The following is a 16,835-nucleotide window of genomic DNA, read 5'->3' on the forward strand; positions in this document are numbered from 1 at the left end:
ACCCGCGCCCGGCCCCGCTCCCCCCGTCGGTCCCCCGCTCCCCCGCTCACCCGTCGGTCCCCCGGCTCCCCACTCGGTCCCCGGGCACCCCCGTCGGTCCCCCGGATTCCGCGCTCCCCGTCCGGCGCCTGGTCAGGCCCCGGTGACCGCCCGCAGTCGGCGCCGTGTGCCCATCAGCACCGCGCCCGCCAGCAGCAGCCCGACCGCCATGGTGACGAGCATCGGGCTGGACTCCCCCGGCAGCAGCCCGGCGAGCGACCGCGAGGCGCTGCCCAGCACCAGGTAGAGCCCGGCCCAGGCCGCCGCGCCGAGCGTCGCGCAACCGAGGAAGCGCGGGTACGACATCCGCAGCCCGCCCGCCGCCAGCGGCAGCAGCGCGTTGAACACCGGCAGGAAGGGCGCGACCAGCACCATCCGGCCGCCCCCGCGCTGGAGCATCCCCTCCGCCGCTGCCCAGCGTGCCTCGCCGATCCAGTCGCCGAGGCGGCTGTGCCGCAGGCGGTCGCCGTACCGGCGGCCGGCGAGGAAGCTCAGCGACCAGCCGGCGAGGCAGCCGGCGACCACGACGGCGAAGGTGGCGGCCCCGGTGGTCGGGCCGCCGACCCCCATCGCGGCCAGGATCGCCACGTCGCCGGGGACCAGCACCCCGAGCAGCGGTACGGCGTCGAAGAGCATCACCACCCCGAGCACCCCCATGAGCAGGGTGGTGGGGAGCTCTCCGATCTGGGTCAGCCAATCCGCCATGCCCGTACGCTATGGCCGCCCGACCACCCGGGACATCGGGTCCGATCCCCCACCGCCCCCTGGTATCGGGCTCGGGGTCGACCCTGAGAGCCCGGGGTCACCGGGGGCGCAGCACCTGCACCCGGCGCACGGTCGAGTCCACGGAGGGCTCGGTGGTCGGCACGGGGTAGCTCGCCACCGTCGCCAGCACGCCCGGCGGCAGGTGGCCCCGCCCGGGATCGCCCACCAGCACCTCGGCGCCGCCGGCGGCGGCCCGCCGCAGGAAGGGCAGCACCCGCGCCGCCATCGTCGCGTCGTAGAGGACGTCCCCGGCCAACAGCAGGTCCACCCCCTCGAGATCGCTGTCGAGCAGATCGCCGCCGGTGGTCGCGACCGTCACGTCGTTGGCCCGGGCGTTGACGGTGACCGCCGCGACCGCGTACGGGTCGATGTCGTTGGCGACCACCCGCTCGGCGCCGGCGAGCGCGGCCGCGATCGCCACCAGGCCGGACCCGGCGGCGAGGTCGAGCACCCGGCGGCCGGCCGCGAGGTCGGGGTGGTCGAGCAGGTGGCGCGCGAGGGCCTGGCCACCGGCCCAGACCGAGGCCCAGTACGGCGCGGGCAGGGCGTGCCCGGCCTGCGCCTCCATCCGGGCCCACCAGACGATGGCGTCCTCGGCCAGGTGCAGCCGGACCTCGGGGACGAACGGGATCCGCACCAGCCGGAGCCGGTCCAGCCCGCCGCCGGGAGCGTCGATCTCCCGCTCGATCTCGGTCAGCGCGTCGGCTGTGGCACCCCTCATCGGGGCAAGCATGCCCCAGCCGACCTCGTCTCGCCCGGCTTTCGCGTCGCCGCGCCGGGAGTTCGGCCAGCGGATCGGGGTTCGGCCGGTTACTCTCGGGGTAGCACCGGGCGATCATCGGTCGATGACCGGGGTTCACCCGCTTTGGAACAGGGAGAGATGCATGGCAACCGGCACGGTTAAGTGGTTCAACTCGGAAAAGGGCTTCGGCTTCATCGAGCAGGATGGCGGAGGGCCGGACGTGTTCGTCCACTACTCGGCCATCGCGTCGAGCGGTTACCGGGAGCTGAACGAGGGCCAGAAGGTCGAGTTCGAGGTGACCCAGGGTCAGAAGGGTCCGCAGGCGGACAACGTCCGTCCGCTGTAGATCCCGTGCCGGTGGCGGCGGCCGGCTGACGGCCGCCGCCGCAGCGCGTATTCAGGGCCGCTTCGGCGCGACGGGCAGGTCCCATCGCCGCCGTAGCGGCCCGATCAGCAGGAGTGCCGGGGTGAGCGCGAGCCAGCCCGTCATCACCGCGATCGCGGTGCCCGCCCCGTAGGCTGCGCCCACCGCCCCGGCCGCGACCGCGGCCAGCGGGATCGTGCCGTAGTTGAGCATCTGCATGCTCACGGTGACGCGGCCCAGCAGGTGGTGCGGCGTGTAGGTCTGGCGGAAGCTGCCCTTGAGCACGTTGCCCACGGCCACCCCGAGGCTGACCAGCATCCCGCCGATCGCCGGCAGGGCGAGTCGGCCGCCGGGTCCGGCGAGCGGAATCAGCAACGCCGGCGGCCCGGTGAACACCGCCGCCAGGAGCATGGCCCGGGCGGTGCCGAGCCGACGGCCGAGCAGGGTGGCCGACAGCGCGCCGACGATGCCGCCGAGACTCATCGCCGCGACCAGCGCGCCCACCGGGGCCGGCGCGAGCCGCGCCTCGCGGACCAGGAAGACCACCAGGACCGCCTGATAGCCGACCAGGCCGACGTTGCTGGCGGCCCCGAAGGCGGTGAGCACCCGCAGGTACGGGTCCCGGGCGACGAACCGGATCCCCTCCCCGATCTCCCGCCGCAGCGACCGCGCGGGCCCGGCGCGCTCGGGGCGCCGCTCGACGGTGCGGATGCGCAGCAGGCAGGCGGCGGAGAACAGGAAGCTCAGCGCGTCGAGCAGCAGCGCCGTGACGGCGCCGGCGACCTGTGCGGCCACGCCGGCGAGACCGGGGCCGAGCACGTAGCTCGCGGTCTGGGTGGCCTGGAGCTTGGCGTTGCCCTCCGGCACCTGCTCGGGGCGCAGCAGCACGGGCAGGTAGACCTGGTCCGCCGTCTCGAAGAAGACCCGGGCCAGCCCGGCGCCCAACGCCACCACCAGCAACTGCGTCACGGTCAGCACGCCGAGTACGGCGGCGGCGGGGACGCTGAGGAACAGCAGTGCGGAGCCCAGGTCGCAGGCGATCATCACCGGCCGGCGCGGCAACCGGTCCACCCAGGCGCCGGCCGGCAGGCCGACGAGCAGCCACGGCAGCCAGGCGGCGGCGGTGAGCACCGCGACGACGAAGGTGCTGGCGTCGAGCACGGTCACCGCGACCAAGGGCAGCGCGACGGCGGTGACGTTGCTGCCGACGGCGCTGGCCGTCTGGGCGGCCCAGAGCAGCCGGAAGTCCCGGTGCCGCAGCAGCCCTCCCCGGGGCGCCGCTGCCGCCGGCCGACCGGCGGGCCGTACCGCCGGGTCGGTCGCGGGGTCGGCGCCCGGCCGGCGCGCGCCGGCGGCCGGGGCGCCGGCGGTACGGGGCGGCGGGGTGGCGCCGGCGGTACGGGGCGGCGGGGTGGCGCCGGCGGACGGCGTCACGGCATGGCCGGGATCCCGTAGGCGAACAGGAAGACCGGCTCGCGTTTCCGCCCGTCGTCGGGCACCTCCCGGTCGCCCCACCGGGCGAGCACCTCGTTCAGCTCGCCGGCCAACTGGGCGAGTTCGTCGTCGGTCAGGTGCAGCCAGCGGTCCGTGGAGAACGGTCCCTGCGACCAGGCGGCCCGGCTGGCCTCGTCGGTGGCGTGCCACGCGCGGGCGAGGGCGACGTGCCGGTCCAGGTTGAGCGAGGTGGCGGCATCGGCGACGGCCCGGGCGGCGGGATCGTCGAAGTCCGACTGGGACCAGCGGACGCCCCGGGTGACCAGCCGCCACCAGCGTTCCCGCCGGTCGCGGGCCAGCTCGGGCGCCTCCTCGACCAGCTCGGCGGCGGCCAGCACCTTGAGGTGGTGGCTGACGTTCGCCGGCGCCTGTCCGGTCCGCTCGGCGAGCACGCCGACGGTGGACGGGCCGTGCACCTTGAGCACGTCCATCAACCGGCGGCGCAGCGGATGGGACAGCGCGGCGAGCACCCGCGAGTCGGTCACGTGGCGTACGTCGGGGTTGGTCATGCCGTCAGCCTGACATCGGCAACGGCAGTTGCGCAACACCTATTGCGCAACTGCCGTTGCCGACTCGTGCGGGTCAGGCGGCGAGGCGGCGGGCCAGCTCGTCGGCGACCTGCTGGGCCATGGTGGCGGGGATCGCTGCGGCGATCTTCTCGGGCGTGAGCGCGGCGAGGACTCCCGTCACAATGGCCTGCTCGTCCGTGAAGTCCTTGTTGGACAACGTGTTGAGCTGGACGGTCAACGCGTCCAGGCGCTGCATCGCGTAATCCAGCTTGGCCACCACGCTGTTGCTGGCCGCCGCGGGGCCGCCTGCGTCGGGGTCGACGCTGCGCCCCATGCTCGACCCGCCCAGGAACATGCCGGCGTAGATGCTGTTGATCTTGCTCTCGGCCTCGGCGCTCATGTCGTCCTCCAGGAGTCCAATGGTCGTCAGGTAGCGGCGGAACAGGGGGGTCTGGTCCTGGTTCGCCTTGATCGAGTCGCGGAAGAAGCTGAAGTGGGTGTGCCACAGGTGGGAGTTGTCCCCGCTCGTCCGCTTGCGCAGGCGGTCCCACCGCCGGACGACCTTGCCGTCCGGGGAGTAGATGATCTCGCGGATGTCCCGGCTGTCCGTGGTGCCCGCGGTGCACTGCGCGACGCACCAGGTGGAGAAGCTACGGAGGTCGTGCGCCCGTCCTCCGACGCTGACCCGGAAGAGACCGACGTCGAGCGCCGCCGCGTCGAGGGTCAGGCCGGACGAGTCCCGGGGCGACTCGACGACGGAGTAGTCCCTGGGCACCACCCGGTCGGAGCCGCAGTGGTAGCCGCCCCGGTGGGCGGGGTCGCCGACGATGCCGACCTCGGCGGGTTCGAGGTCCTGGTCGCGTACGGCGTCGGGGTCGACGTTGAGGTGGTCGAGCAGCAGGCGGCGGACGGCCAACAGGTTTTGCGGTGCCCGCGTCATGGGTTCCCCCCTCGGGGATGCGTTCGAGGGCCGGGCACAGCAGTGACACCGCGTAGGCGGTGCGGGAGCCTCACACGCGAGCCCGACCGGCTGGTGCACGGCGTCGGGCAGTGGCCCAACCATAGCCCCGTCGATTGATAAATGCCCAGCTCAGAGCAGGTTTTTTCCGCCGACCGAAACCTGCGACCCCGGCGGCAGGACCGGTAGGACCACAGCGGACGGCCACTGTGGATCGTGCAGGATCTCCCGCCATCCGGCACGCAGGGTGACTGCCGTGCCGAGGGGCTCGCCGGTGCCGGGGTTGCGCGCGTAGCGGGGATGGGCGCCGCCGGAGACCTGCACCCGCAGCCGGTGCCCCCGCGCGAACCGGTGCGCCGCGGGCCAGAGCTCCACCGGCACCCGCACCACGCCGGCCGCGTCGGCGGGGAACCGGTCGGGCGCGACCCGGACCAGGCCGTCGCAGACGTTCCAGGACCGGCCGCGCCGGTCCACGTCGCACAGCCGCACGAAGACGTCCAGGTGGGACAGCTCGCTGCGCAGGTGGATCTCGGCGCGCACCGGACCGATCACCTCGACGGGCGCCTCGAGCGGGGCGCTGGTGAAGGTGAGCACGTCGGGCCGGGCCTCGACCGGGCGGTTGTCCACCGGCCCGGCCCGCTGGGCGACCAGCAGCGGCCCGCCGAGCGAGGGCGTCGGGTCGGCCGGGTCGTAGTGGAAGCCGTCCGGCGCCGACGGGACCGGCGCGGCGGTGCTCAGCCCGCCGTCCGGGTACAGGTGCCACGGGGTCGGCACCGCCGGGGGCGGCCAGTCGGGCAGGTCCCGCCAGCCGCCACCGGCACCGCCGACGTGCACCCGCACGGGGGCCGCCGCGCCGGCACCGGCCGGCCGCCCGGCGAGGTGGGCGTCGAGGTGGTCCAGCCCGTCGCGCAGCGCGGCGACGAAGAGCCCGGGGCTGCCGTGGGTCCACGGTCCGACGGTCAGCCGGGGCCGGGCGCCGGCCGCGCGCAGCGCCGCGAAATCGCGCAGTTGGGCCGGCAGGAAGATGTCGTGCCAGCCGCTCACCATCGCCACCGGCGCGTGGACCTCGGCGATCCGGTCGCCGAAGACGCGCGTGCGCCAGTAGCCGGCGTCCGGGGTGTGGTGGCGCAGCCACTCCTGGAAGAACGGCACGGTGACGCCGGTGGCCACCCGATCCGCCTCGGCCAGCGGCAGGTGGGCCAGCGCCGCGACCAGCCGGGGCTGGCCGCGCTTGAGTTCCCACTGCCGGGCCAGCCACGGCACGGTCTGCGCCTGGAGCAGCTCGGCCCAGGTGAGCACGGTGTCGAGGGCGAAGGACTCCCCGGCGTACGTCGAGTCGCGGGTGCCCGAGGCGGTCACCACCGCGACCATCGCGCGCAGCTCCTCCCCGGCGTCGGCGGCCAGGGCCCACTGCACGAAGCCCTGGTAGCTGGCGCCGAACATGCCGAACGCGCCGGACCACCAGGGTTGGCGGCGCAGCCAGTCGAGGGTGTCGAGGCCGTCCTCGCGCTCGTGCACCAGCGGGGCGAAGGTGCCGCCGGAGCCGAACGTGCCGCGGCAGGACTGGATCACCACGTGGAAGCCGCGTTCGGCGGCGAGCCGGCCGAGCAGCCGCATGGGTCCGCCCCGCCCGTACGGCGTGCGGATCAGCACGGTGGGCGAGCCGGGCAGGGCCGGGGCGTAGTGGTCGGTGCGCAGCGGCACGCCGTCGCGTACCCGCACCGCGATGCCCCGGGTGAGGGTGACCCGACGGGTGCGCGCGGGCGGCAACCGCAGCGCGGCGGTGGCGAGGCGGGCTGCCAGCCGGTCGAGCACGACGTCAGCCGTTCGCGCGCCGGGCCGGCTCGTCGCGGGCGGCGCGCACCGCGTCCCGGTGCTCCCCCATCGAGGCGGTCATCGCGGTCATGAACCGGTGCACCACCTCCAGCTCCTCGTCGCTGAAGCCGGCCATCACGTCGTCGGTGCGCCGGCCCAGGGGCCGGAAGAACTCCATGGCCAGCGCGGCGCCCTGCTCGGCGTAGTGCAGGAAGACCTTGCGCCGGTCGGTGGTGTCGCGGTCGCGGCGGATGTGCCCGGCGCGCTCCAGCCGGTCGATCAGGGCGGTGACCGAGCCGGACGACAGGTTGAGCGCCTCGCCCAGGCGGCCGGGGGTGATCGGCCGGCCGATCAGCTCGGCGTCCATCACCGCGATCAGCGCCTGCAGGTCGGTGGCGTTGAGCCCGTGCAGGGCGGCGAAGGCGTGCCCGATGTGCTGCGCGTCGACCGAGTAGCGCCGTAGCCCGGTCCCGATCTCGGCGACCAGTCGCTCGCGGCGCGTGTCGCGCCGCCGGTACATGCCGTGACCTGCCACGTCGGTCGCCGCCTCCCGCCTGTCCGTTCCGGTTGCAGCATAACTCAGCAGTCGATAATCTCGTTTATCGAGATACTCGACGGCCGACCCTTTGCGTCGTTCGCGAGGTCTTGACCGTCGAAGGAAATCCGTCGAGAGACCGTGAGGGCATCCGATGTCAGTGTTCACCCGCGTGGCGCGCGGACGGCTCGCCGCGTGGCTCACCGTGGCCGCGGCGATCGTGTTCGGGGCGGCCGTCTTCGTGCTGCCCAAGCCCGACAACCCGGCGGCCGTCTCCGCCACCGGCCTGTCCGTCGAGTGGCAGTCGACCCAGGTGGAGCGCCTCCAGGACCAACTGCCCTCCCGCGACGTCCAGCCGGCGATCGTCGTGGTCAGCCGCGCCGACCGGGCCGCCCTCACCGAGGCCGACCGCGCGGCCCTGACCGGTCAGTCGGGTGACCTCGGCCAGTTCGCCGTCGGCGGGCGCGTCAGCCCGCCGCAGGTCTCCCCCGACGGCACCGTCGCGCTCGTCGCCGTGCCGCTGTCCACCGCCGGCGGGCAGGAGGCGGTCGCGGAGCGGATCGACCAGCTCCGCGCGTCCCTGGACGACGCGCCGGCGGGGTTGACCGTGGAGGTCACCGGCGGGCCCGCCTTCGCCACCGACCTGACGAAGGTCTTCGCCGGCGCCGACACCACGCTGCTGGCCGTCACCGCCGGCGTCGTGGCGCTGCTGCTGCTCATCACCTACCGCAGCCCGTTCCTGTGGATCGTGCCGCTCGTCGTCGTCGCGGCGACGGAACAGCTCACGCTGCGCGCCCTCGACACGGTCGTCCCGGCCGTCGGCATCAACCTGCCCGGCGGCGCCGTCACCGGCATCGCCAGCGTCCTCGTCTTCGGCGCCGCCACCAACTACGCGCTGCTGCTCATCGCCCGCTACCGCGAGGAGCTACGCCGCGAGGAGGACCGCTTCGTGGCGATGCGCGCCGCGCAGCGGCGGGTCGCCGAGCCCATCCTCGCCAGCGGCTCCACCGTCGTCCTCGGCGTGCTCACCCTGCTGCTGTCGGAGCAGGAGCTCAACCGTGCCCTCGCCGTGGCCTGCGCGACGGGCGTCGTCCTCGCCATGCTCTCGGCGCTGTTCGTCCTCCCTGCGGTCCTGGTGATCTTCGGTCGCGGCCTGTTCTGGCCGTTCGTGCCCCGCGTCGGCGGGGAGATCCGCGAGGGCCGGCTGTGGGGCCGGCTCGGCGCCGCCGTCGAGCGTCGTCCCGTGCCGGTCGCCCTGCTCGCGACGCTGCTGCTCGCCGGGCTCGCCCTCGGCGGGCTGGGCATCCGCACCGGCCTGTCGGAGACCGAGCAGTTCCGGGTCAAGCCGGAGGCGGTCGCCGGCGCGGAGACCCTCGCGCGGTCCTTCCCCGCCGGCACGACCCAGCCGGTCGCCGTGCTCACCACCCCCTCGGCGGTGCGGGCCGTCACGGACACCGCCGCCGGGGTCCCCGGCGTCGCCTCCGCGCGTCCCGGTGAGGCCGGCGCCCAGGTCGCCCAGGTCGACGTCGTGCTGGAGGCCGAGCCCGGCACCGAGGCGGCGAGCCGGGCCGTCGAGGCGCTGCGGGACGCGGTCGCGGCGGTCCCCGGCTCCGCCCCGCCCGCGGTGGAGGGCGCGCCCGCGTTCGACGGCGCGGTGGTCGGCGGCAACGTCGCGGCCACCTACGACGAGAACGAGGCCAACGGCAAGGACCTGCGGTTGATCCTGCCGATCATCCTGCTGCTCGTCGGCGCGGTGCTGGTGCTGCTCCTGCGCGGCCTGGTCGCCCCGCTGCTGCTGGTGCTCACCGTGATCGCGTCGTTCTTCGCCAGCATCGGCGCGTCATGGCTGCTCTTCGACCACGTGCTCGACATGCCGGCGCTCGACAGCGGCGTCCTGCTGCTGGCCTTCGTGTTCCTCGTGGCGCTCGGCGTGGACTACAACATCTTCCTCGTCACCCGGGCCCGCGAGGACGCCCGGCGCAGCGGCACCCGGGCCGGCATGCTCTCGGCCCTGCGGGTCACCGGCGGCGTCATCACCAGCGCCGGTGTCCTGCTCGCCGCGGTCTTCGCGGTCCTCGGCGTCCTGCCGCTGATCCTGCTGACCCAGATCGGGATCATCGTCTGCATCGGCGTCCTGCTGGACACCCTGCTCGTGCGGACGGTCCTGGTGCCGGCGCTGGCGTTCACGCTCGGCGACCGCTTCTGGTGGCCGGGACGGGTCGCGCGCGAGCCCGCCGGGGACGGCGACGCACCGACGGGACGCGAGCAGGTGACCACCCGGGACTGACCGACCCGCCGGAAGGGGCCGTGGCGGCACCGCCACGGCCCCTTCGCGCGGCCCGGGCACGCCGACTGCCGACCGTGCACGCTGGTGGAGGCGGGCCTGGCCGCCCGCCCCACCGGTCCGCCAGGAGTCCTTGGTGCGCGGCTCGGCGATGGCGGTGGCGGCTCACGCGTCGGCGCGGGCCGCCACCGGTTCGGGCTCGGCCACGTCGCCGCCCGCCGCCCTGTCGCGGGTGGCCCAGGCGACCACGAACAACGCCGTCCAGGCCACCCCGAGCAGCACCGCCGTGGCGCTGCCGCTGGCGGTGCTCAGCCCCAGATAGAGGCGGGCGCCGACGATGCCGACCACGCCGGCCGCCGCAGCCGTCCAGGCGGCCACCGCCACCGGCCAGCGCGCCCCCCGGGACAGCAGCCAGGCCAGGGTGCAGAGACTGGCCGCCACCACGGCGTTCTGCGTCGGGAACAGGGCGGCGGCCCGGCCGTCCGGCCCGCCCGCCGTCGGCCCCGCCAGGTCGACCACCACGGCCAGCACCACCAGCGGCACGAACGCCCCCACCGTGCCGACCACGCTGAGCAGGTCCGCCCGCCAGGGCCGGTGCCGCCAGGCCAGCACCGCCGCGACGACGGCCACCAGCACGATCAGCGACGATCCGCGCAGCGCCGAGACCACCGCGAGCGTGACGTCGACCGCCCCGGGCGTACGCCGGTCGGCGAACCAGTCGGCGATCGCGCTGTCGAGCACCGCGAGGCCGCTGTGCCGGACCACCGCCCCGAGCACCCAGGCGATGGCGAGCCCGGCCAGGAAGAGCAGCAGCAGGCCCGCGACCAGGTTGATCAGCAGCGTCCAGGCCGGCCCGACGTGCATGGCGAGCAGGAAGAACAGCACCCCGTACCGGCCGCTGAGCCAACGCACCGGCCGCAGCCCCGCCGCCCGGGACGCCAGCGCCCGGGCCGGATCCGGGTTGCGGCCCAGCCACCGCCCCGCCAGCACCACCGCGATCAGCGCGGCCACCAGCACCAGCACCGCGCCGGTGGCCCGCCCGAGCAGCCGGGAGACCGTCTCGTACGACTCGCCGGCCAGGTTGCCGACGAGCACCGAGCCGCCCACCCAGGTCACCACCCCGGCCAGGTTCCACGGCGCGAACCGCCGGTACGGCATCCCGGCCGCCCCGGCCAACCGGGGCACCAGGGTGCGGGCGAAGGCCACCCAGCGGGCGGTGAGCACCCCGCGCCCGCCCAGCCGGCCGAGCATCGCGTCCGCCCGGCTCCACCGCTCGTGGCCCACCCGCGCGCCCAGCCGCCCGGCGCGCAGCCGGGGCCCGTGCCGCCGGCCCGCCCGGTACGCCAGTGTGTCGCCGATCACTGCTGCAAGGATCATCACCAGCAGCGCCGGTACGAGCCGCAGCGTCCCCGCGTACGCTAGGAAGCCGACCAGCAACAGGGTCGCCTCGCCCGGCACCAGCAGACCGAAGATCACGGCGGTCTCCCCCGCGACGACAATCGCGGCGATCACATAGATCAGCAGGGGCGGCAGGCCCTGCAGCGAGGTCAGCAGGTCGTGCATCGGGCCCCCATTCCCACGGGGGTCAGCATGCCAGGCGCTGAAACGGTCGGAACATCAGTTTCGGCAGAGATCCGGGTCATCTGGGGGTAACACCCCCCGACGCGTGCCCGGCAACCGCAGACAGGAGTATGGAGGGTATGCAGCTTCGCACCGACCTCCGCAACGTCGCCATCATCGCCCACGTCGACCACGGCAAGACGACCCTGGTCGACGCCATGTTGCGGCAGGCCGGCGCCTACGGCGCCCGCGGCGAGGTAACCGAACGGGTCATGGACTCGATGGACCTCGAACGGGAAAAGGGCATCACCATCCTGGCCAAGAACACCGGCGTGCGGTACATGCCGGCCGACGGCTCCGATCCGGTGACCATCAACATCATCGACACCCCCGGCCACGCCGACTTCGGCGGCGAGGTCGAACGCGGCCTGACCATGGTCGACGGCGTGGTGCTGCTGGTGGACGCCAGTGAGGGCCCCCTGCCGCAGACCCGGTTCGTGCTCCGCAAGGCGCTCAAGGCGCGCATGCCGATCATCCTGGTGATCAACAAGGTGGACCGTCCCGACGCCCGGATCAAGGAGGTCGTGGACGACACCTACGAGCTCTTCCTCGACCTGGACGCCGACGAGGAGCAGATCGACTTCCCGATCGTCTACGCCTGCGCCCGCGACGGCATCGCCTCGCTGACCCAGCCCGCCGACGGCGCGGTCCCCGACGACAGCACCAGCCTGGAGCCCCTGTTCCGCACCCTGCTGGACACCATCCCGCCGCCCTCGTACGAGGAGGAGGCGCCGCTGCAGGCGCACGTCACCAACCTCGACGCCTCCCCGTTCCTCGGCCGGCTGGCGCTGTGCCGGGTGCGGCAGGGCACCATCAGCAAGGGCCAGACGGTGGCCTGGTGCCGCACCGACGGCAGCACCCAGCGGGTCCGCATCTCCGAGCTGCTGATGACCGAGGGCCTGGAGCGCAAGCCGGCCGACTCGGCGGGCCCCGGCGACATCATCGCCGTCGCCGGCATCCCCGAGATCATGATCGGTGAGACCCTGGCCGACGCGGAGGACCCGCGCCCGCTGCCGCTGATCACCGTCGACGAGCCGGCCATCTCGATGACCATCGGCACCAACACCTCGCCGCTGGTCGGCCGGGTCAAGGGCGCCAAGGTCACCGCCCGGATGGTCAAGGACCGGCTCGACAAGGAGCTGGTCGGCAACGTGTCGCTGCGGGTGCTGCCCACCGAGCGCCCCGACGCGTGGGAGGTGCAGGGCCGCGGCGAGCTGGCGCTGGCCATCCTGGTGGAGCAGATGCGCCGCGAGTCGTTCGAGCTGACCGTCGGCAAGCCGCAGGTCGTCACCAAGGAGATCGACGGCAAGACCTGCGAGCCGGTCGAGCGGCTCACCATCGACGCCCCGGAGGAGTACCTCGGCGCGATCACCCAGCTGCTGGCGACCCGCAAGGGCCGCATGGAGCAGCTGGTCAACCACGGCACCGGCTGGATCCGGATGGAGTGGCTGGTCCCCGCCCGGGGCCTGATCGGCTTCCGCACCGAGTTCCTCACCGACACCCGGGGCACCGGCATCCTGCACCACGTCTTCGAGTCGTACGAGCCGTGGTTCGGCGAGCTGCGCACCCGCAACAACGGGTCGCTGGTCGCCGACCGGTCCGGTGCCGTCACGTCGTTCGCCATGATCAACCTTCAGGAGCGCGGCCAGCTCTTCGTCGAGCCGACCACCGAGGTGTACGAGGGCATGATCGTCGGGGAGAACTCCCGCTCCGACGACATGGACGTCAACATCACCAAGGAGAAGAAGCTCACCAACATGCGCGCGTCGACCTCCGACGAGACCGAGAAGCTGATCCCGCCGCGCAAGCTGTCGCTGGAGCAGGCCCTCGAGTTCTGCCGCGAGGACGAGTGCGTCGAGGTGACCCCGGCCGCCATCCGGATCCGCAAGGTGGTGCTCGACCAGCAGCTCCGCGGTCGGGCCGCCGCCCGCCGCAAGCACGCCGGCTGACGTACGACGGCAGTCTTCCCCGGAGCCCGGACCGCGCCACGCGGTCCGGGCTCCGCCCGTCACGGCCCCGTCCGGTGGCGTGGGCGCTGCACCGTCGCCGCCCCGCACCACGTCAGGCGGGGCGGCGCGGGCGTCAGGTGGGGCGGGTGGCGAGGAAGGCGAACAGGTCGGGCACCCGGCCGGAGCCGGCCTCGGTGGTGCGCCCCAGCGTCAGGCCGGCGTCGGTGACCGCGTTGAGCAGGCCGGCCATCGGGACGTGCCAGGCGCCGACGCGCACCCGCACCCCGTGCGGCGACCAGGCCCGGAAGCTGCGCTCCCGGTCGGCGTAGCCGCCGTCGATCACGATCCGCGCCGGATCGGAGCGGTCGGCGAACGCCCCCACGAAACACGGGTGCACCCCGACGTGCACGAACCGCCCACCGGGCGCGAGCACCCGCGCCGCCTCGGCGACCACCGCCGCGTAGTCGGGCACGTCGGTGTGGGCCAGCACGCACGCCACCGCCGGCACCGAGGCGTCGGCCACCGGCAGCGCCGCCGCGTCGGCGCGGGCCACCGGCAGGCGCGCGCGGGCGTGCCGCAGCTGCCCGCCGGAGAGGTCCACCCCCACCGGATCCCAGCCCAGCCGGCGCAGCTCCGCCGCCTGGAGCCCGGTGCCGCAGCACAGGTCGAGGCAGCGGCCGGGGCCGGCGCCGAGCAGGTCGCGGAGCTGGCCGCGAACCCGGGTCATGTAGTCGCTGGACGTGTCGGTGGCGAACGCCTCGTACCAGTCGGCGTGCGCGTCGTAGGCGGCAACCGTCATCCCCGCACGGTACGGCCGAACGCCCCGACCCGCCGCCCCGTCGGCGATCCGTTACGGTCAGCCGCATGACCTGGGACGAGCTCGACGCCCATCTGGACGGGGTGCCCGGCACGGTGTCGGCGTACGTGGGGCGGGTCGGCGCCACCCCCACCTGGACCCGGCACGCCGACGCGACCCACTACGCGGCCAGCACCATGAAGGCGGCGGTGCTCGTCGCGCTGCACCGCGCCGCCGAGGCCGGCGCCCTCGACCTGGACGCCCCGGTGCCGGTCCGCAACGAGTTCGACTCGGCGCTGCCCGGCACGCCCCGGTTCTCCTGCGCGCGGCACTACGACAACGACGAGGCGGTCTGGGAGCGCGTCGGCGCCGAGGCGACACTGCGCTGGCTCGCCCACCGCATGATCGTCCGCTCCAGCAACCTCGCCACCAACCTCGTCATCGGCCACGTCGGACTGCCGGCGGTGGCACGGGTGTGGGACCTCGCCGGGGCCCGGCACAGCGTCACCGGCCGGGGCATCGAGGACTTCGCGGCCCGCGAGGCGGGCGTCACCAACCTCGTCACCGCCGCCGACCTCGCCGCGTTGCTCGGTGCGCTGGCCGCCGGCGCGGAGACCCCGGGCCCGCTGGCCTCGCCGGCCGGCTGCGCCGCCATGCTCGACGTGCTGTTCGCCCAGGAACACCGGGAGGACCTGGCCGCCGGCCTGCCCGAGGGCACCCGCATCGCGCACAAGAACGGCTGGGTGCGCGGTGTGCGGCACGGCGCCGGGGTGGTCTTCCCCGACGACGCGCCGCCGTACGCCGTCGTCGTCTGCACCACCACCGACCTCGCCGACGGCGGCCCCAGCGGCGAGGAGGACGACGACGCCTGCCGCCTGATCGCGCGGGTGTCCGCCGCCGCCTGGGCCGCGCGGCACGACCTGACCTGAGGCCTCACTCCAACAGGTGTGTCCGCAGCGCCGTCACCACGTCGTCGGTCACGCCGAGCCCGTCGCGCAGGTACGCCCCGAACGACCCGTGCACCCGGCGCACCTCCGCGTACGCGGCGTCCAGGTACTCCTCGCGCACCTCCAGCACCGGGCGCACCGCCTCGACGTCCAGTTCCGGCATCCGCCGCCGCATCGCCTCCAGCAGGACCTCCCGCAGGCTCTCGGTCAGCCGGTTGTTGGCCAGGTAGTCCGCCCGGATCGCCGCCTCGTCCACGCCGAGCGCGCTGAGCAGCAGCACCGTCAACCAGCCCGTGCGGTCCTTCCCCGCCGAGCAGTGGTAGACCAGCGGCAGGTTCTCCGCCCGGGCCGCCAGCCGCACCGCCGTGCCGAAGTTGGCCCGCGCCGACTCCCCGCTGACGAACCAGCGGTAGATCGCCGCCATCGCCGCCGGCGTGCCCTCCTCCGCCAGGCCCGCGTACGCGCCCAGGTCGTGCCCGAGCAGCACCGCCGAGACGTACGTGAAGACGGGGTGCTCGGCGTCGTGCACCGGCAGGTGCACCACCCGCGGCTGGCCGGTCAGCCGGTCCGGCGGGGCGACCGCCGTCTCCGAGTGGTCCCGCAGGTCGACCACACAGGCCGGTCCGAGCTTGGCCAGCACCGGCAGGTCCTCGTCGGTCAGCCGACCCAGCGCCGGCGTGCGGATCAGCGCCCCCGGGCGCACCCTCCGGCCGTCGGCGCCGACCAGGCCGCCGAGGTCCCGCGCGTTCGGCGCGCCCACGAGTTCCCAGTCCCGCCCGCTCATGCCGGCACGGGGCACCACCGCCCCGCGCCCGATGATTCGCTCACTCCGCTCGCTCATGCCGGCCTCCCCTTCGCCTGCCCGTGCCCGTATAGGGTGCCGCACATGACGATCGCCGCGGTACGCACCCACCGGCTCTCTGCGCCCCTGCACACGCCGTTCGTGACCGCGCTGCGCCGCACCACCACGGTGGAGACCCTGGTGGTGGAGGTGGTCGATGCCGACGGCCGGTCCGGCTTCGGCGAGGCGCCGCAGGTGTGGCAGGTCACCGGGGCGTCGGTCGCCGGTTCCGAGGCGTGCGTGCGCGAGCTGATCGGCCCGGCGCTCACCGGCCGCGACGCCGACGACCTGGTGGCCCGCTGCACCGAGGTGCAACGGGCGGTCGTCGGCAACGAGGCGGCCAAGGCGGCCGTCGACGTCGCGCTGCACGACCTGGCCGCGCGGCGGCTCGGCGTACCGCTGGTGCGGCTGCTCGGGGGCACCGCCCTGCGGGTGCCCACGGACGTCACGCTCGCCGCGGGCGACGCGGTGGACCTGGCGGCGGCGGCCCGGCAGCGGCGGGCGGAGGGCTTCGGCGTGCTCAAGCTGAAGGTGGGCACCGACGCGGCCGGCGACCTGGAGCGGGTCCGCGCGGTGCGCTCCGCCGTCGGCGACGGGGTCCGCATCCGACTGGACGCCAACCAGGGCTGGACCCCGCGCGAGGCGGTCCGGGTGATCCGGGGCGTCGAGGACGCCGGGCTGGACGTGGAACTGGTCGAGCAGCCGGTCGCCCGCTGGGACCTGGACGGGCTGGCCTGGGTCAGCGACCGGGTGGACGTGCCGATCCTCGCCGACGAGTCGGTCTTCGGCGTCCGAGACCTGGTCGAGGTGATCCGCCGCCGGGCCGCCGACATGGTCAACGTCAAGCTCGCCAAGTGCGGCGGCCTGCATCCGGCCCGGACGCTGCTCGACCTCGCCGCCGCGCACGGCCTCGGCACCGTCGTCGGGTCGATGATGGAGAGCCAGGTGGGCATCGGCGCCGCCGCGAGCCTGGTGGGCGCCTACGGCACCACCGCGGTGGCCGACCTGGACGCCGCCTGGTGGCTGGCCTGGTCGCCGGTGCGCGGCGGCCTGCGGTACGACGGCGCGACAGTCGTGCTGCCGGACGCGCCGGGGCTGGGCATCAGCTCCGTGACTGAAGTAAAGATGCAGACTGCTGGTTGATGCTCGTCGAAAACTTTCATATGGTCGCGGGGAC

The 16,835-nt window shown here is 74.5% G+C and carries 15 protein-coding genes; 5 read left to right on the plus strand and 10 right to left on the minus strand.

All coding sequences use genetic code 11. The features are described from left to right. Positions 1-132 precede the first annotated feature (132 nt). The gene (locus tag RM555_RS22245) at positions 133-744 is read right to left on the minus strand and encodes a DedA family protein (protein WP_311413559.1); all 612 of its coding nucleotides are present in this window, start codon (positions 742-744) and stop codon (positions 133-135) included. A gap of 97 nt (positions 745-841) precedes the next feature. Further along, complete coding sequence (locus tag RM555_RS22250; protein ID WP_396888824.1) at positions 842-1,525, minus strand: class I SAM-dependent methyltransferase; 684 nt, start codon at positions 1,523-1,525, stop codon at positions 842-844. Between the two features lie 163 nt (positions 1,526-1,688). Here RM555_RS22250 and RM555_RS22255 point away from each other — a divergent pair, with 163 nt between their 5' ends. Further along, positions 1,689-1,892: a cold-shock protein gene (locus RM555_RS22255; RefSeq protein ID WP_088961229.1), complete on the plus strand. Its 204-nt coding sequence runs from the start codon at positions 1,689-1,691 to the stop codon at positions 1,890-1,892. Positions 1,893-1,943: 51 nt separating this feature from the next. On the opposite strand, the gene RM555_RS22260 is transcribed toward RM555_RS22255, so the two are convergent. The 5 genes from RM555_RS22260 to RM555_RS22280 all read right to left on the minus strand — a co-directional run bounded on the left by RM555_RS22260 (position 1,944) and on the right by RM555_RS22280 (position 7,206). Beyond that, positions 1,944-3,344, minus strand: a complete 1,401-nt coding sequence (locus RM555_RS22260) for an MFS transporter (RefSeq protein ID WP_311413561.1) — start codon at positions 3,342-3,344, stop codon at positions 1,944-1,946. Continuing rightward, positions 3,341-3,913, minus strand: a complete 573-nt coding sequence (locus tag RM555_RS22265; RefSeq protein WP_311413562.1) for an ArsR/SmtB family transcription factor — start codon at positions 3,911-3,913, stop codon at positions 3,341-3,343. The genes RM555_RS22260 and RM555_RS22265 overlap by 4 nt, the downstream gene beginning before the upstream one ends. A gap of 73 nt (positions 3,914-3,986) precedes the next feature. Further along, the gene (locus RM555_RS22270; protein ID WP_311413563.1) at positions 3,987-4,853 is read right to left on the minus strand and encodes a hypothetical protein; all 867 of its coding nucleotides are present in this window, start codon (positions 4,851-4,853) and stop codon (positions 3,987-3,989) included. 150 nt (positions 4,854-5,003) lie between these two features. Continuing rightward, on the minus strand, positions 5,004-6,686 hold the full coding sequence (locus RM555_RS22275) for a CocE/NonD family hydrolase (RefSeq protein ID WP_311413564.1): 1,683 nt from the start codon (positions 6,684-6,686) through the stop codon (positions 5,004-5,006). A gap of 4 nt (positions 6,687-6,690) precedes the next feature. Further along, positions 6,691-7,206 (minus strand): MarR family winged helix-turn-helix transcriptional regulator, encoded by a 516-nt coding sequence (locus tag RM555_RS22280; protein ID WP_311413565.1) that lies wholly within the window; start codon positions 7,204-7,206, stop codon positions 6,691-6,693. Between the two features lie 169 nt (positions 7,207-7,375). Here RM555_RS22280 and RM555_RS22285 point away from each other — a divergent pair, with 169 nt between their 5' ends. Beyond that, complete coding sequence (locus RM555_RS22285) at positions 7,376-9,508, plus strand: MMPL family transporter (protein ID WP_311413566.1); 2,133 nt, start codon at positions 7,376-7,378, stop codon at positions 9,506-9,508. Positions 9,509-9,670: 162 nt separating this feature from the next. On the opposite strand, the gene RM555_RS22290 is transcribed toward RM555_RS22285, so the two are convergent. Beyond that, positions 9,671-11,068 carry a DedA family protein gene (locus RM555_RS22290; protein WP_311413567.1) on the minus strand — a complete coding sequence of 466 codons (1,398 nt, stop codon included), beginning with the start codon at positions 11,066-11,068 and terminating at the stop codon, positions 9,671-9,673. A gap of 137 nt (positions 11,069-11,205) precedes the next feature. Between RM555_RS22290 and typA the strand changes: the two genes are divergently transcribed. Next, a complete protein-coding gene (gene typA, locus RM555_RS22295) occupies positions 11,206-13,074 on the plus strand; it encodes a translational GTPase TypA (protein ID WP_311413568.1) in 1,869 nt (622 codons plus the stop codon). Positions 13,075-13,207: 133 nt separating this feature from the next. On the opposite strand, the gene RM555_RS22300 is transcribed toward typA, so the two are convergent. Continuing rightward, positions 13,208-13,873: a class I SAM-dependent methyltransferase gene (locus RM555_RS22300; protein ID WP_311413569.1), complete on the minus strand. Its 666-nt coding sequence runs from the start codon at positions 13,871-13,873 to the stop codon at positions 13,208-13,210. Between the two features lie 65 nt (positions 13,874-13,938). Between RM555_RS22300 and RM555_RS22305 the strand changes: the two genes are divergently transcribed. Beyond that, on the plus strand, positions 13,939-14,799 hold the full coding sequence (locus RM555_RS22305) for a serine hydrolase (protein ID WP_311413570.1): 861 nt from the start codon (positions 13,939-13,941) through the stop codon (positions 14,797-14,799). Positions 14,800-14,803: 4 nt separating this feature from the next. Here the strand turns inward: RM555_RS22305 and RM555_RS22310 are convergent, their stop codons facing one another. Further along, entirely contained in the window at positions 14,804-15,601 is a 798-nt protein-coding gene (locus RM555_RS22310) for a tyrosine-protein phosphatase (RefSeq protein ID WP_311413626.1), read from the minus strand. Positions 15,602-15,703: 102 nt separating this feature from the next. On the opposite strand from RM555_RS22310, the gene RM555_RS22315 reads away from it, so the two are divergent. Then, on the plus strand, positions 15,704-16,801 hold the full coding sequence (locus RM555_RS22315; protein ID WP_311413571.1) for a mandelate racemase/muconate lactonizing enzyme family protein: 1,098 nt from the start codon (positions 15,704-15,706) through the stop codon (positions 16,799-16,801). Positions 16,802-16,835 lie beyond the last annotated feature (34 nt).

This window comes from Micromonospora reichwaldensis (assembly GCF_031845925.1).
GTDB classification, from domain to species: Bacteria; Actinomycetota; Actinomycetes; order Mycobacteriales; family Micromonosporaceae; genus Micromonospora; species Micromonospora reichwaldensis.